The sequence below is a fragment of the Salinicola halophilus genome (assembly GCF_003206155.1).
Classification (GTDB): Bacteria; Pseudomonadota; Gammaproteobacteria; order Pseudomonadales; family Halomonadaceae; genus Salinicola; species Salinicola halophilus.
In genome coordinates, this window is the sequence record NZ_PZJV01000002.1 from 228624 (window position 1) to 244583 (window position 15960).

General features: G+C 66.6%; 15 protein-coding genes. 13 read left to right on the plus strand and 2 right to left on the minus strand.

Annotation, left to right across the window (positions count from 1 at the left end; all coding sequences use genetic code 11):
- Window positions 1-3: 3 nt before the first annotated feature.
- The 8 genes from DOM33_RS08735 to gspD are packed head-to-tail and all read left to right on the plus strand — an operon-like array spanning window position 4 to window position 6688.
- Window positions 4-444: a GspH/FimT family pseudopilin gene (locus DOM33_RS08735; RefSeq protein WP_110667959.1), complete on the plus strand. Its 441-nt coding sequence runs from the start codon at window positions 4-6 to the stop codon at window positions 442-444.
- Window positions 441-809 (plus strand): type II secretion system protein, encoded by a 369-nt coding sequence (locus tag DOM33_RS08740; RefSeq protein ID WP_110667960.1) that lies wholly within the window; start codon window positions 441-443, stop codon window positions 807-809. The genes DOM33_RS08735 and DOM33_RS08740 overlap by 4 nt, the downstream gene beginning before the upstream one ends.
- Window positions 806-1408, plus strand: coding sequence for a type II secretion system protein GspJ (locus DOM33_RS08745; protein WP_110667962.1), 603 nt, complete (start codon window positions 806-808; stop codon window positions 1406-1408). Before DOM33_RS08740 ends, DOM33_RS08745 begins: the two co-directional genes overlap by 4 nt.
- Window positions 1405-2130: a type II secretion system minor pseudopilin gene (locus tag DOM33_RS08750; RefSeq protein WP_110667964.1), complete on the plus strand. Its 726-nt coding sequence runs from the start codon at window positions 1405-1407 to the stop codon at window positions 2128-2130. The genes DOM33_RS08745 and DOM33_RS08750 overlap by 4 nt, the downstream gene beginning before the upstream one ends.
- Window positions 2118-3185: a type II secretion system protein GspL gene (locus DOM33_RS08755; RefSeq protein WP_110667966.1), complete on the plus strand. Its 1068-nt coding sequence runs from the start codon at window positions 2118-2120 to the stop codon at window positions 3183-3185. The genes DOM33_RS08750 and DOM33_RS08755 overlap by 13 nt, the downstream gene beginning before the upstream one ends.
- A complete protein-coding gene (gspM, locus tag DOM33_RS08760; protein ID WP_110667967.1) occupies window positions 3163-3768 on the plus strand; it encodes a type II secretion system protein GspM in 606 nt (201 codons plus the stop codon). Before DOM33_RS08755 ends, gspM begins: the two co-directional genes overlap by 23 nt.
- Before the next feature lie 11 nt (window positions 3769-3779).
- Window positions 3780-4337 (plus strand): general secretion pathway protein GspN, encoded by a 558-nt coding sequence (locus tag DOM33_RS08765; protein WP_110667969.1) that lies wholly within the window; start codon window positions 3780-3782, stop codon window positions 4335-4337.
- Entirely contained in the window at window positions 4337-6688 is a 2352-nt protein-coding gene (gene gspD / locus DOM33_RS08770) for a type II secretion system secretin GspD (protein ID WP_110667970.1), read from the plus strand. The genes DOM33_RS08765 and gspD overlap by 1 nt, the downstream gene beginning before the upstream one ends.
- A gap of 115 nt (window positions 6689-6803) precedes the next feature.
- Here gspD and DOM33_RS08775 read toward each other — a convergent pair whose 3' ends face one another.
- The gene (locus tag DOM33_RS08775; RefSeq protein ID WP_110667972.1) at window positions 6804-8291 is read right to left on the minus strand and encodes a sugar porter family MFS transporter; all 1488 of its coding nucleotides are present in this window, start codon (window positions 8289-8291) and stop codon (window positions 6804-6806) included.
- Between the two features lie 211 nt (window positions 8292-8502).
- Window positions 8503-9813, minus strand: a complete 1311-nt coding sequence (locus DOM33_RS08780; protein ID WP_110667974.1) for an aromatic ring-hydroxylating oxygenase subunit alpha — start codon at window positions 9811-9813, stop codon at window positions 8503-8505.
- Window positions 9814-10329: 516 nt separating this feature from the next.
- Between DOM33_RS08780 and DOM33_RS08785 the strand changes: the two genes are divergently transcribed.
- The 5 genes from DOM33_RS08785 (at window position 10330) to DOM33_RS08805 (ending at window position 15955) form a co-directional block, all read left to right on the plus strand.
- Window positions 10330-11436 (plus strand): FAD-binding oxidoreductase, encoded by a 1107-nt coding sequence (locus tag DOM33_RS08785; protein WP_110667975.1) that lies wholly within the window; start codon window positions 10330-10332, stop codon window positions 11434-11436.
- Window positions 11437-11662: 226 nt separating this feature from the next.
- The gene (gene fdhA / locus DOM33_RS08790; protein ID WP_110667977.1) at window positions 11663-12856 is read left to right on the plus strand and encodes a formaldehyde dehydrogenase, glutathione-independent; all 1194 of its coding nucleotides are present in this window, start codon (window positions 11663-11665) and stop codon (window positions 12854-12856) included.
- A gap of 294 nt (window positions 12857-13150) precedes the next feature.
- Entirely contained in the window at window positions 13151-13927 is a 777-nt protein-coding gene (locus DOM33_RS08795; protein WP_110667979.1) for a hypothetical protein, read from the plus strand.
- 30 nt (window positions 13928-13957) lie between these two features.
- Entirely contained in the window at window positions 13958-14536 is a 579-nt protein-coding gene (locus DOM33_RS08800; RefSeq protein WP_110667981.1) for a DNA-3-methyladenine glycosylase I, read from the plus strand.
- A 168-nt stretch (window positions 14537-14704) separates the two neighbouring features.
- Complete coding sequence (locus DOM33_RS08805; protein WP_110667983.1) at window positions 14705-15955, plus strand: sarcosine oxidase subunit beta family protein; 1251 nt, start codon at window positions 14705-14707, stop codon at window positions 15953-15955.
- Window positions 15956-15960 lie beyond the last annotated feature (5 nt).

Below are 15960 nucleotides of genomic sequence, written 5' to 3' on the forward strand. Positions count from 1 at the left end.
GCCTTGCCGGTAACCGGGCGTGGCCAGCGGGGTTTCACCCTGCTGGAGCTGCTGGTCGTGATCGTGCTGTTGGGCCTGGCGGCGTCGATTCTCGCCGTGGGCATCGGCCGCGGCATGCAGTCGGCCGAGGAGCGCCGCACGCTGGCGGATCTGGTTGCCGGGCTGCGCGGCGCGCGGGTCGAGGCGATCACCCGCGGCGCGCCCGTGCCGGCGAGATTCGATCTCGCCGCGCGCCGTCTCGAGGTCCCCGGCAAGCCGCCGGTCGGCTGGCCGGCGGATTACGCGCTGCGGCTGCACACCGCCCGCGAGCGGGGCGGCGCCTTCGTCTTCTATCCCGACGGCGGTGCCAGCGGTGGCAACGTGCGCATCGAACACGCGGGCCGACGCTGGCGTATCGATATCGCCTGGCTCACCGGGCGAACGCAGCTACGGACCCTGCCATGACGCGACAGCGCGGGTTCACGCTGCTGGAGATGCTGGCGGCGATCGTGCTGATGGTGGTCTTCGCCTCGGTCCTGCTGGGGGCGTATGCCCAGAGCGCCCGTTCGCTGGCGCAGGTGGCGGCCAACGACCGGCTCGACGTCGCGGCACGCTCGGTGCTCGACGATCTGCGCGGTCAGCCGCTGGTCGTGGGAACCCGTCACGGGCAGTGGGACGGCTTCGACTGGACGCTGGTGACAAAGCGCCGGAACGAGGTGGCGGGGGCCGCCGGGCGGCTGGTTCTCTACCGGCTGACGCTCCGGGTCAGCGACGGCCGACGCCAGCGGGACTACGCCACGCTGCGAACGCGCATGGCGACGACGCCATGAACCTGCAGCGCGGCTTCACGCTGCTGGAGACCCTCGTGGTCCTGATGCTCATGGGCCTGCTGCTGACGCTGGTGAGCTCGGCCATGGTGGCCGGCAACCGGGCGGTAGAGGGGGCCCAGCGGCACAGTGAATCGCTGGATGAAACGCGCGCCGCTCACCGTTTCCTGCAGCAGACGCTGAGCCGAACCCTGCCGCTCAGCGCCGGCAACGACGAGCAGACGCGGATGACGAGCTTTGAGGGCGAGCCGACCCGGGTGGTCTTCTATGCGCCGCTGCCCAGCTCGGTCGGCGGGGGGCTCTATCGCCAGCAGATCGAACGCCACGACGACCGTCTGCAGGTCAGCCTGTCACGCCTCGACGGCGACCGCCTCGAACCCTGGGGCCAGCCGCAGCGTTTGCTCGGCGGCGTCCAGTCAGTGGCCTTTCGCTATCGCGGACGCTCGCCGCTGGGCGAACCGACGGAGTGGCTCGATCACTGGCCCTGGCCGTCGCGGCTGCCGAGGGCGGTGCGGGTGACGCTCACGCTGGACGCCGGGCGGGTCTGGGTCACGCAGCAGGTGGCGCTGCGGCTGGATCTCTCGGGCGGTGCCGGCTCATGAGGTGTCAGGACGGGGTCGCGAAGCGCCAGCGTGGCGCGGCACTGCTGCTGGTGCTCTGGATCATCGCCCTGGCGAGTCTGCTGCTCGGCAATCTGGCGGTGTCGGTGCAGCTCCAGCAGCGCCAGGCTGCCTGGCAGCACCGGCACACCCAAGCGTCGCTGGCCGCGGAGGCCGGCGTCAATCTGGCCGTCGCCTCGCTGTGGCGCGACGACGGTCAGGCATGGCGGGCGGACGGTGCGATCCATCGCGCGCGGGTCGCCGACAGCGAGTTGCGCATCCGGATACGCAGCGAGCGCGGCAAGCTCGATCTCAACGCCGCCGACGAAGCGGATCTGCGCGCGCTGCTGCAGGCGTGCGGTGGCCCCGCCGACCGTGCCGCCTCGGCGCTGCTTGCCCGCCGTGACGGCCTGCCGCTGCGGATGCTCGACGAGGTGCGGGCGCTGCCCGGTATCAGCGAGGCACGCTACCGCTGCCTGCTGCCGGATATCACCGTCTGGTCCGGGTATTCGCGCCCCGACCCGGCGTTCGCTTCACCGCGTCTGGCCCGCGTACTGCGACTGCCGCGCAGTGACGCCGCGCTGCGCGACCCCGGGCAGATCGTGAGCGTCAGCGTGGAGGCGACGCTGAGCGATGGTTTTCACGATCGTCTGGACGTAACGCTGGTCACGCAGGCCGGCGGCGCCGGGCAAAAACCTTTTCGAGTCTTGAGATGGCAGCAATGAAACGGGTGATGAAAAGCGGCCGTCTGGCGATCGAGACGCTGCGTCGGGAAGGGCGCTCGCGCTGGACCGATAGCGTAATCCGCCGCGGGCTGAAAGCCTGGCTCGACGAGCTGCTCGGCCTGCTGCCGCCGGCACTGGCGGCGCGGCTGGATCGTCGCGCATGCACGCGCCTCTGGCCGCCGACGTCGGCGCCGGAGACCGCACGGCCGGTGACCCTGCTGCTGCCGGCAACGCACGCCATGGTCCAGCGGATCACGCTGCCGGCGGCGGCGACGCGGTCGCTTCACCGCGTGCTGCGCTACGAACTCGGCCGCTACTTTCCCTATGAGCCGGAGGCGCTGCACTTCGTCGCCCGGGTGCTACGCAAGCGGGACGAGCGCGCCGAGGTCGAGCTGGTCGCGGTGGCTCGCGAGCGCCTCGACGCCATGCTGGCCACCTGCGACGAACGCGGCCTGCGGCTGCAGGCGATCGACGTGATCGACGCCGAGGGTGAGCGGCTCGGCGTCGATCTGCTGCCGGCCGGCGCTGCGGCGCGAGCGCCGCGGGCGGTGCGGCTCGACCGCTGGCTCGGCGCGACCTGCCTCGTGCTGCTGCTGGCTCTGGCCGCCGCTTACCTGCATCACGAGCGCCAGCGTCTGGAGACGATGCAGGCGACGGTCGACGGCCAGCGCGAGCAGGTGCGCCATCTGCAGTCGCTGCGCCACGAGCTCGACGCCACCGTCGGTGCCGCCCGCTATCTCGGCGAGCGCAAGGCGTCACGGGCGACGCTCAGCGAGCTGCTCGCCGAACTCACCGGCTGCCTCGGCGACGAGGAGTGGATCAGCGAGCTCTCACTGGAGAACGGTCGCGAGGTGACGTTCTCGGGGCAGAGCGAGCGGGCGAGTGCACTGATCGCGCAGGTGCGCCGCTGTCCGAGCCTCGAACAGGCGCGCTTTCAGGGCGTGATTCAATCCGATGACGCGACGGGCCGAGAGCGCTACTCGATACGTGCCCGGCTGCGCGACCGTGACCCGACCTCGAAGGAGCGCAACGATGCGACCGCTGACCGGCCGTGAACGAAAGGTTGCCGCCCTCGGCGCGCTGGCGCTGCTGGTGTGGCTCGTCTGGTACCTGGTGGTCGAGCTCGCCTTTCTCGCACCGCTGCAGGAGATTCGCGCCTCCCAGGCGCAGCTTCGTCAGCAGCAGCAGCATTACGCCGAGCTCATCGCTCGGGGCGACGGTCTGGCCGAGGCGCTGGCGCAGTCGCGAGACGACCCCGACCGCGAGGCGAGCCTGCTACCGGGCAGTGACCCCAATGCGGTGGCCGCGGATCTGATGCAGCGAGTGCTGGATCGCGTTCGGCGCCACGCCACCGAAGGTCCCGGGTGCGAGGTGACGCAGCGCATGCCGATCGCCGCACCTACGGTGGCGACGGACGAGCCCTATCGCCCGGTCAAGGTGAGCGTGACGCTGGCGTGTGCGATCGAGCCGCTGGCCCGGGTGCTGCACGACCTGGAGTACGGCGAGCCGAGTCTCTTCATCGACGAAGCGAGTCTTCATCGCCGCGACGAGGCCTCGGCGAACCCCGGCCCCGGACGGCTGAAGGTCAACCTGCTGGTGCGTGGCTACCTGCAGGCCGCTACCGGGGGCGACACATGAGAGAGCGACCGATGAGCCGACGCCGTCGAGAGCGGCCGAACGCCCGTGAACGTCTCGGGCATGCGCGCCTGCCGACGTTCGCGCTGGCGCTGACCGGTGCTGCACTGGGGGCGGCGCTGCTCTGGCTGATGCGGGCCCCCGCCGCGCCGCAGTGGCTGCCCCCGGCCACCGTGAGCGAGGTGTCCTACGGCCGCGCCGACGTTTCGCCACCCACGCTCTCCGAGGCGTCGCTGAGCGCGATCTGGCAACGCCCGATATTCAGCCCCGAGCGTCAGCCCGACCCCGCCGGCGAGCGCGAGGCCACTCAGCCATTCCCGTCGGTGGCCCTCACCGGCATTGTCGCCAACGGCGAATCGCGCTGGATCTATCTACATCGACCGGGCGCGCCCGGCATCCGGCTCGAACCGGGTGACACACTGGAGGGAGCGTGGACGCTGAGCGAGCTCGGCCCGCGCTCGGCGACCTTCACCCGTCAGGGCGAGCGACACACGCTCGGCCTGCCGATGAAACGGCTACCGCCACCCCCCGAACACTCCGCCATTACACTGCCGTCGTTCAAGACACCATGATGCCAACGCTACCGATTCGATTGACCCGCGCCTCGCTGCCATCTCTGCTACCGGGAGTGGCGCTGCTGCTCTCCCTGGCGGGCTGCGCCGCGGCGCCAACCCCTCTGCGCGGCGACCCCGCGCTGTTCGAGGAAGCCTTCCGCGGCGCCGATGCGCCCGCGCCCTCCGTCGAGGACACCTCGTCCGCGAGCGGACAGGACGACACCGCTGGCGCCGCCGTGAACGAGCCCGTCGCGCAGCAGCGGATCGTCACCGGCAGCCAGCGCTTCATCGACCCGCAGGAAGCCCGCCCCGCCACCGAGGCAAGCGACGGCGACGTCGTCTTCAACTTCACCGATCAGCCCATCGAGGCGGTGATCAACAGTGTCATGGGCGATCTGCTGGGCGAGAACTACAGCATCGCCCAGGGCGTGGAGGGCACGGTGAGCTTCTCCACTGCGCGCCCGGTCGATCACCCGCAGGCGCTGTCGATTCTCGAGACGCTGCTCTCCTGGACCGACAACGCCATGATTCGCCAGGGGGATCGCTACGTCATCCTGCCGGCGAATCAGGCGGTGGCCGGCAAGCTGGTGCCGCAGATGCCGATGGCCGAGCCGGCGGCGGGACTGTCGGCGCGGCTCTACCCGCTGCGCTACATCGGCGCGGCGCAGATGAAGAAGCTGCTCGAGCCTTTCGTGCGCGACAACGCCTTTCTGCTGGTCGACCCGACTCGTAACGTCATCGGTCTCGCCGGCACGCCGGACGAGCTGGCGAACTACCAGGACACGGTCGATACCTTCGACGTCGACTGGCTCAAGGGGATGTCGCTCGGTGTCTACGGCCTGCAGCGCGCCTCGGTATCGGAGCTGATGCCGCAGCTGCAGAAGGTCTTCGGCGAGGATAGCGAGACACCGCTTTCCAGCATGGTTCGGTTTCTGCCCAACGAGCGGACCAACTCGATCATCGCCATCTCCTCGCAGCCCGATTATCTCGCGGAGGTGGGCGAGTGGATTCGCGCCATCGATGAGGGCGGCGGCAACGAGCCGCAGCTCTACGTCTATGACGTGCGCAACATGAAGGCCGCGAACCTCGCCGGCTATCTGCAGCAGATCTACGGCGGCGACGGCGCCGCCCAGGCGTCGCCGGCGGACGTGGCACCGGGGCTCGAGACGACGGAGCTGAGCACGCTCACCGGTGGCGGCGGTATGAACGGCGGCATGGGCGGCATGGGCGGCATGGGCGGCATGGGCGGCATGGGCGGCATGGGCGGCATGGGCGGCATGGGCGGCGCGGGCGGCGCGGGCGGCAACGACACGATGATCGGCGGCGCCAGCGCCGGCCTGTCGACGTCGGCGAACGAGAGCGCGGGCACGAGGGGCGAGAGCGACGGCGCTTCCGGCAGCGCCGGGGTCTCGCTCGGCGGCAACAGCGGAGGCCGCGGCGCCTCGATGCCCTCGGTTCGCATCACCGCGCAGGAGAGCAGCAACCAGCTGCTGGTACGAGCACGGCCCGCCCAGTGGAAGGAGATCGAATCCGCGATTCAGCGGCTTGACAATCCGCCGCGTCAGGTCCAGATCGAGACCCGTATTCTCGAGGTCAGGCTGACCGGCGATCTCAACCTGGGTGTTCAGTGGTATCTGGGCCAGCTCGCCGGCAACGCCTCGAGCGGCGGCACCATCGATGAGAGTGGCAGCCAGGGGGCGTTGGGTGCAGGGGGCGCGGCACTGGGCAACAGTTCGGCGTTCTACTCCTTCGTCAGCGACAACCTGCAGGTCGCGCTGCGGGCGCTGGAGCGGCGGGGGCTGACGCAGGTGCTCTCGGCGCCGTCGCTGGTGGTGCTCAACAATCAGCAGGCGCAGATCCAGGTCGGCGACAACGTGCCGATCAGCCAGACGACGGTCAACACGGCCAACTCGGATACCACGCTGAGCAGCGTCGAATACGTGCAGACCGGGGTGATCCTCGACGTGGTACCGCGAATCAATCCCGGTGGCCTGGTCTACATGGACATTCATCAGCAGGTGAGCGACGCCGACGACAGCAGCGCCGTGGCCGATCAGTCCAACCCGCGCATCTCCACGCGCTCGGTGGCGACCCAGGTCGCGGTGCAGAGCGGACAGACGGTGCTGCTGGGCGGATTGATCCAGCAGAACAACTCCCAGTCGGATACCCGGGTGCCGTGGCTCTCTTCGATCCCCGGTCTGGGCCGACTGTTCGGCAGCCGCGCCGAGGGTCGCGATCGCACCGAGATGATCGTGCTGATCACGCCTCGGGTGGTCAACGACCCGGCGCAGGCGCGCCAGGTCACCGACGGCTATCGACAGAGAATGCAGCTGCTCAAGGCGCAGATGGAGGCAGACGGGCGCCAGTGAGACGGGCGCCAGCCTCGGCGCCATCCGCACGCTCGCGTCGCTTGGCGACAACGAAAAAAGGGCGCCCCCGAAGCGGGGGCGCCCTTGTTTGTCTCGAGGATTTGGCCTGGAGGTATCAGGCGGTGGCGCTGTCGGCTTCGCGATAGGCGTCGCGCTGCTTGACCCGGCCACGCTTGAACTTCTCGCGCATCAGCGACTCCATGCCCTCCAGCGGAATGCCCTTGGTCTCGGGGACGAAGCGCCACACCAGCAGCAGGCTGACCAGCGTGATGGCACCGAAGAGCCAGAACGGGAAGGCGCCGTTGAAGATCGCGTTGAGCCACTCGCTGCCGCGCATCATCGGGAAGGTCTGAGCGACGATGAAACCGGCGGTCCACTGCGCGCCCATCGCCATTGCCATGCCCGAGCCGCGAATCGAGTTGGGGAAGATCTCGGAGAGCAGCGTCCAGCTGCAGCAGCCCCAGGAGATGGCGTAGCCCACCACGTAGACCATGATCGCGAACATCGCGGTGTAGCCCTGGACGTCGAACCAGAAGATGGCGCCGAGCGTGACCATGCTCGCGATGCAGGCGAGCGAGCCGACGGTGAGCAGCTTGATGCGGCCCATGCGGTCGATCATGTACATGCCGGCCAGGTTGCCAAAGATGAAGACGATGCCGATGAAACCGGTCTGCAGCAACGCGCTGTCGGTGGAGTCGGTGACGCCGGAGAGGACCGTGGGGGCGTAGTACATCACCACGTTGACGCCGGAGAACTGCTGCGCCGCGGAGAGAAAGATACCTACCAGGGCGATGCCCATCATGATCGGCCGTCGCAGTTCGCTGCGCGAACCGCGCCGCTCGTCGCGGCGCTGACGATTCATCGCGCGGCGACCGGTGGCGTTACCGCTGTCGAGGGAGTTGCGCACGTCCTCGACCATCGGCTCGATCTGGTCACTCGGGGTGAAGCGCTTGAGGATCTTGCGCGCCCGATCGTACTGGCCGCGCATGATGCACCAGCGCGGCGACTCGGGTACCAGCAGTAGCAGCAGGCCGAACAGCACCGCGGGAATCGCCTCGGAGCCGAGCATCCAGCGCCAGCCGTAGTCGGTCAGCCAGGCCTCGGCGGCGTCGCGGGCGATGAAGTAGTTGACGAAGAAAACGATGGTCTGGCCCACCACCAGCGACTGCTGGAACATGCTCAGCGTGCGCCCGCGCCAGTGCTGTGGCGCCAGTTCGCCCATGTACATCGGCGAGACCACGCTTGCGATACCCACGGCGACGCCACCGACGAGTCGAAGCAGGATGTAGAGCACGAAGTTCGGGGCCAGCGCCGAGCCGATCGCCGAGATCAGAAACAGTACGGCGGCGGTCATCATGGTCATGCGCCGACCGAGGACGTTGGCGAGCCAGCCGGCGCCGAGCGCGCCGGCAATGCTGCCGATCACGACGCTTGAAACCGCCCAGCCCTTGAGCGTCGGCGAGAGATCGAAATGGCGAGTGATGCCGTCGATGGCGCCGGAGATAACGGCCGTGTCGTAGCCGAAGAGAATGCCGCCGAGGGCGGCGACGAGGCAGATCGCGAGGATGTAGCCGATCCCGCTCGAAGTGTCTTTTTCCTGCATGAACCGTGTCTTCCCTGACAGGTGATTGGATCGACTCTGGAGCCCAGGGGGGAGACTTTAGTCGAACAACTTTATGTTCGCCAACGATTAGCCTGAACAGCGTCTCGATCCGACGATCCGCGTCGACGAACCGAATTTTGTTGAGCGTTATCAACGAAGAAAGGCGCCCGTCGGGGCGCCTTCGGAGAAGGGTGAAAGCCTGCGTCGCGAATCAGGAAGAGGAGGAGACCGTCTGCAGCGAGACCGGACGTTCGACATCGAGATTGTCGCGCAGCGTCTGGGTGTACCAGTCGATGAAGTCGATCACGCCGAACTCGTAGGTCTTCGAGTAGGGGCCGGGCTCGTAGGCGAGCGAATTGATGCCCAGCTGGTTCTCCTCGGCGAGCTTGCGGTCCTGATCGTTGGTGGCATCCCACACCTGGCGCAGGCGGTTGGAATCGTAGTCGACGCCCTCGACCGCATCCTTGTGCACCAGCCACTTGGTGGTGACCAGCGTCTCCTGCGGCCCCAGCGGCAGCACGCGGAACACCACGGCGTGATCGCCCATGAAGTGGTTCCAGGAGTTGGGCAGGTGGAGGATGCGCAGCGAGCCCATGTCGGCGTTGGGCAGATGCCCCATCAGGCGCTTGCTGCCCGGCTTGCCGTCGAGGGTCATCGAGACGATGCCGTCGATCAGCGGCGTGCGCGTCAGGCGGTTGCGCTTGCCGAAGCGCTTGAGCTGCCAGGGGACCTCGCACTGGGTCCAGTCGGACTGCTTGCGCTCGACCAGATCGCGATACTCGCCGGTGGAGCGCGGGTCGTCGGTATCGTCGAATTCGATCAGCGAGTTGAGCAGTTCCGGGTGCGAGCCGCTGCAGTGGTAGCACTCGCGGTTGTTCTCGAGCACCAGCTTCCAGTTGGCGCGCTCGACGATGTTCGATTCCACCGCCACCTTGACGTTGTCCATCTCGTAGGGTGAGAGGTAGTGCTCCAGTGAGACCAGGAAGTCGTCGATCGGTTCGGGGTCGTCGCTCAGGTTGATGAACGCGAATCCGCCCGCCGTGCGAATCTCCACCGGCTTGAGACCGTAGGCGCTGGTGTCGAAATCCTCGCCCATGTCGCTGCCGGCGAAGAGCAGGCGGCCGTCGAGCTCGTAGGTCCACTGGTGATAGGGACAGACGAGCTTGGCGACCTTGCCCTTGTCCTTGAGACACAGGCGCGAGCCGCGGTGACGACAGACGTTATGGAAGGCGTGAACGCGATTCTCCGCACCGCGAACGACGATGATCGAGTTGTCGCCGACCTCGACCTTGAAGAAATTGCCCTTGGCCGGGATTTCGCAGGTCATGCCGGCGAAGATCCACTGTTTCTCGAAGATCTCCTGCATGTCCAGGCCGAACACGTGCGGATCGTTGTAGAAGGGCTGGGGCAGAGAGAACGCCGGGCGGCGCTCGTCCAGCATGGTGGCGACTGCCGCGCGGGTCGCCTCGGGGGAGGTGCCGAGACCCTGGCGGCCGAAGCTGTCGCGGGGAGTTACTGACATGGTCGCATCCTCATCAAATGCTGTGCTCATCAAATGCTGTGGGGTCATCCCCGAACACGTCCGCGGGATCGACCGGGCGCTTCGCCCGCGGCCTCAGCGTCGACCGATGACCAGAGTCAGGTCGCGAGTGGCCCGTTCGGCGAGTGTCGCCCACGTCTCGGCCGGCGAGTTGTCCAGCCGCGACATCCAGCGATGCCTGGACGACTCGGACAGAGACCGGTGACCCAGGGGCATCTCGACGTCACCGGGGGCGTCATGCGTGGCGTCAGGCGAGGCGAGAAAAGGAGGGGGATGCCGACGGTGTCGTCGGCCGGGTGGTGGCGAACTCGCCCGGCACCGCGTCTGTCGGCGAACGATGCGAAAACGCCGTCGCGGGTGAATCGTGTCGCGATTGGAGTTGGCAGGTATGCCCGTGTCGCTAAGGGAAAAGTCGCTGGCGGTGGCGTCGCGCAGAATCCGCTGATAGGGGCAATCCACCGGGAGCGCGTACACGGGCCGCTTCCTCGATCGAGTGCGATGACGATGCAATTTTCCAATCCGGTCAACACGCAAACCTGGACCAACGGTCGCCATCAGGTCCGCTGCGTCAAAATCATCCAGGAAACCTGGAACGTTAAGACTTTCTGTTTCATGGCCGACCAGCCGGTGATGTTCTTCTTCAAGCCGGGGCAGTTCGTCACGCTCGAGCTCGAGATCAACGGCAAGCCGGCCATGCGCTCCTATACCATCTCGAGTTCGCCGTCGATTCCTTACAGTTTCTCGATCACGGTCAAGCGGCTGATCGGCGGGCAGATCTCCAACTGGCTGCACGACAATCTTCGCGTCGGCGACGAGATGGTGGTGCACGGCCCGGTGGGGGATTTCAACGTCATCGATCACCCCGCGGAAAAGGTGCTGCTGCTCTCCGGCGGGGTGGGAATCACGCCGTTGATGTCGATGACGCGCTGGTTCTTCGACACCAACGCCGCGGTGGATCTGGAGTTCGTCCACTGCGCCCAGGCACCGGACGACATCATCTATCACCGCGAGCTGATCCACATGTTCTCCCGGCTGCCGGAGTTCAAGCTGCACATCGTCTGCGAGCGCTCCGACGCCATCAGCCAGGCGTGGGCGGGTTTCCGCGGCTATCTCTCGCGCCAGATGCTGAGCCTGATGGCGCCGGACTATCTCGACCGGGAGATCTTCTGCTGCGGTCCGACGCCTTTCATGAACGCGGTGCGCAATGTCCTGCTCGAGGACGGTTTCGACATGTCGCGCTACCACCAGGAGTCCTTCGGGGCGACCCCGGTGGACGTGCAGGAGGACGTCATCGAGCTGGCCGAGCAGGCCGAGGCCGATGCGGAAGAGGTCGATATGGCCGACCTGATGCCGATCGAGTTCAGCACCAGCGGCAAGAGCATTCGTATCGGCGAGAACGAAACCATTCACGCCGCCGCTGCCAAGCTCGGCCTGCACATCCCCAAGGCGTGCGGCATGGGCATCTGCGGCACCTGTCGCGTGATGAAGGTGGAGGGCGACGTGGAGATGGAGCACAACGGCGGCATCACCGAGGAGGACGAAGCCGAGGGCTACATCCTCTCCTGCTGCTCGAAGCCCAAGGGGCCCGTGGTCATCGATTTCTGATCGCGACAGAACGCTTGGCGTGCACTGGCGACTGGTGTTCCCTGGCGACGTGCCTATCTACGACTTTTGGACGTTGCCGATGTCGCAACCACGGCGACGAGTGACGCAAAGAGACAGTTTCCCCCGGGGCGGCGCTCCTACGCTGGCCGGGTAGGCTCCTCGACGAGAGATCGCGCCGGCAGCGACTGGCGGGGAGCCACCAGAGACCAGTCACAGGAGCGCACCCATGTCTTCACCCGCCAACCGTGGCGTCGTATTTCGCGGCGCCGGCAAAGTCGCCGTCGAGAACATCGCCTTCCCCGAGCTGGCGCTGGGCAATCGCCAGTGCGAGCACGGCGTCATCCTCAAGATCCTCACCACCAACATCTGCGGTAGCGACCAGCACATGGTGCGCGGGCGTACCACCGCGCCGGAAGGGCTGGTACTCGGCCACGAGATCACCGGTGAAGTGATCGAGTGCGGTCGCGACGTCGAATTCGTCAAGGTCGGCGACGTGGTCTCGGTGCCGTTCAACGTCGCCTGCGGGCGCTGCCGCAACTGCAAGCGCGGCGATACCCACATCTGTCTGCACGTCAACGACGACCGTCCCGGCGGCGCCTACGGCTATGTCGACATGGGCGGCTGGGTCGGCGGTCAGGCGGAGTACGTCATGGTGCCCTACGCCGACTTCCAGCTGCTGGTGTTCCCGGACAAGGAGCAGGCGCTGGAGAAGATTCTCGATCTGACCATGCTCTCGGACATCTTCCCCACCGGCTTTCACGGCTGCGTGACCGCCGGCGTCCAGCCGGGCTCCACGGTCTACATCGCCGGTGCCGGTCCGGTGGGGCTTGCCGCCGCCGTGTCGGCTCAGCTTCTGGGCGCGGCCTGCGTCATCGTCGGCGACATGAACGAGAAACGTCTGGATCAGGCGAGAAGCTTCGGCTGCGAGGGGCTCGACCTCAAGCAGGACGCCAGCATGTCGGACCTGATCGAATCGGTACTCGGCACCCGCGAGGTCGACTGCGCGGTCGACGCCGTGGGCTTCGAGGCCAACTGCCACGGTCACAACCACTCCCACGAGCAGCCGGCGACGGTGCTCAATGCCGCCATGGAGATCACCCAGGCCGGCGGGGCGGTGGGCATTCCCGGGCTCTACGTCACCGAGGACCCGGGCGCCGAGAGCGAAGAGGCCAAGCACGGCAACATCTCGATGAAGTTCGGTCTCGGCTGGGCCAAGGCGATGTCCTTCCACACCGGCCAGACGCCGGCGATGCGCTATCAGCGCCAGCTGATGCAGGCGATCCTGCACGACAAGGTGCACATCGGACGCGCGGTCAACGTCCAGACCATCTCGCTCGACGACGCCCCCAAGGGCTACGCCGACTTCGACGGCGGTGCGGCGAAGAAATTCGTCATCGACCCCCACGGCACGCTGGGCTGAGCGACGAGCTAACAGCCAAGGGCTAGCCTGTCGCCGCCCCTGGGCCCCCAAGGAGTGCCGTTGGCGCCGACTGGGCGCCTCAACAGCAGCCGGTGACGCTTTCGAGCGTTGCCGGCTGTTTCGTGAGTGATCGCTCGACCGGGCGGACTCACCACTTATTGCCGGCGCCCATAAGACTCCCGCCAACTCGCTTTGCCCTCCCGCCGAATCGGTGTTCTGCTAACGCTCGGTTTACACGGGCCTGAGAGCCGTACATTCAGGTTACAAACGTCAAGCGAGTGGAAAGCGAGGACCATGCCGCCGGATCTGAAGACCCCTGAGGCCGCGTTGGCCGTCGAAGATCTCATCGAAGATCGCCGTCAACTGGATCGCTTGAAGCGCTGGATGAGCGACGACCTCGTCGACCGGAACTGCTTGATACTGGGGTCGGCACCCGAACCCGTCATGCCCAGTCCGCGCCGCTACTCGAGATGCGTCTGCATCAATGGTTCGCCCTGGGTGGCGGCTCGACACGGGCTCGTCCCCGATTTGACGGTCATTGCCGGCTACACGACGCGGGTGGAAAGAGAGGTTTCCAGCCAGAGTCTCGAAAGATTGCGAGGATTGAGGACATCCAGATTGCTGTTCGTCACCGCCGGAAATGAGTTCGAGGCGGGCTCGGCAGTCCTGAGAGAGCGGGGTTTCGAAAGCGGCTCGAGCTACGCGGCCGATCCGCTGATGCGAGCCGCGATCCTCGAAGATACGCTGCGAGGTAGCGACTCGGGGCTCGGCAAGCGTGACGATCGAGTCTCCAATGGCCTGTTCGCGGTCGTACTGGCTTTGTGGCTGGGGGCGCGAAAGGTCACCCTCGCCGGATTCTCGCTAGCCGGCGGGCACAGCTATATCGGTGAAGAGACACCTCGATTCCACGTCGACGGGGACGTGGCATGCTTGAAACTACTCGCTCATCGCTATGGAAGTCGGGTGACCACCACCAACCCCACGCTGGCGGCGGAAATCGGCCTTCAACTGGAGCCCGTCTCTTTCGCGCAACGCCTCAAGCGCCGGATAAAAGACGCCGTCACTGGTTGACGCCCAAACCTTCTCCAGAGTCTCTCTGTCATGAACCAACCCATCCGCTGCGCCTGGGCGCAGACCCATCCGCTCAACGCCGAGTACCACGACGCCGAGTGGGGCGTGCCCGAATACGACAGCCGTGCGCTGTGGGAGAAGCTGATCCTCGACGGCTTCCAGGCGGGGCTCTCCTGGCTGACGATTCTCAAGAAACGCGACGCCTTCCGCGAGGCGTTCGACGGCTTCGACCCGGAACGCATCGCACGTTACGACGCAAGCGACGTCGAGCGCCTGCTCGGCAACGCCGGCATCATTCGCTCCCGGGCGAAGATCGAGGCGACCATCGGCAATGCCCGCGCCTATCTGGCGATGCGCGATAACGGCGAAGACTTCGCCGAGTTTCTCTGGGGCAAGGTCGGCGGCCGGCCGATCCAGCGGGACTTCGAGCGCGACGGCCCCGTGCCCACCCAGACGCCGCTCTCCGAAGAGATCTCCAAGGCGCTCAAAAAGCGCGGCTTCAAGTTCGCCGGCCCCGTCATCGTCTACGCCTGGATGCAGGCGGTGGGCATGGTCAATGATCACGCGGTGGAGTGCCATCGCCGCGAGCCGGTGGCGCGGATGGGTTAGCGACGGCGACATCGTCATCGCTGTCGCAAATTCACCACCGGTGTCGCAAATGCATCCTGGCGTGACGTGACCGCGCATTCTGGACCCTCGGGCGGGCGATACTATCGCCAAAAATGACGTCAAGACGATCATCCGCCGACCGCCGCTGCCGTGGCACAGAGAGGGCATATGCAACGCTATTCCGGTTTCAGCCTGGTCAAGCATGCGCTGAGTCACCACGAGAACTGGCAGCGCCACTGGCGCAATCCGACACCCAAGAAGCGCTACGACGTCATCATCGTCGGCGGCGGCGGTCACGGTCTCGCCACCGCCTGGTATCTGGCGAAAGAGTTCGGCATTACCAATGTCGCGGTGATCGAGAAGGGTTGGCTCGGCGGCGGCAACACGGCGCGCAACACCACCATCGTGCGTTCCAACTACCTGTGGGACGAGGCGGCTCAGCTCTATAACCACTCGCTGGATCTGTGGAAAGGGCTGTCGCAGGATCTGAACTACAACGTGATGTTCTCCCAGCGCGGCGTGCTCAACCTCGCCCACACGCTGCAGGACATGCGCGACGTCCAGCGCCGGGTCAACGCCAACCGCCTCAACGGCATCGACAGCGAAGTCGTCACCCCGGATCAGATCAAGGAGATCGAGCCGGCGCTGGATACCTCCAAGCGCGCGCGCTACCCGGTCATGGGGGCCTCGTGGCAGAAGAGTGCGGGTGTCGCGCGTCACGACGCCGTTGCCTGGGGCTACGCTCGCGGCGCCGACTCGCTGGGGGTCGATCTTCTGCAGAACACCGAGGTGACCGGCTTCAAGATTCGCGACGGCAAGGTCTTCGGCGTCCATACCAATCGCGGCGATATCGAAGCGAACACGGTGGGCTGCGTGGCGGCGGGCAACTCCGGTGTTCTCGCCAACATGGCCGGACTCAAGCTGCCGCTGGAATCCCACCCGCTGCAGGCGCTGGTGTCCGAGCCGCTCAAGCCGATTCTCAACACCGTCACCATGTCCAACCACGTGCACGGCTACGTCAGCCAGTCCGACAAGGGCGATCTGGTGATCGGCGCGGGGATCGACGGCTATCTGGGCTACGGCCAGCGCGGCAGTTTCCCCACCGTCGAGCACACGCTCCAGGCGATCGTCGAGATGTTCCCGATGTTCTCGCGGGTGCGCATGAATCGGCAGTGGGGCGGCATCGTCGATACCTGCCCCGACGCCTGCCCGATCCTCTCCAAGACAAAGGTCAAGGGGCTCTATTTCAACTGCGGCTGGGGTACCGGTGGCTTCAAGGCCACGCCCGGCTCTGGCCACGTCTTCGCTGCCAGTCTCGCGAAAGGCGAGATGCATCCCATTGCCGCCCCGTTCTCGATCGACCGTTTCCACACCGGCGCGCTGATCGATGAGCACGGCGCCGCCGGCGTCGCACACTGAGGAGA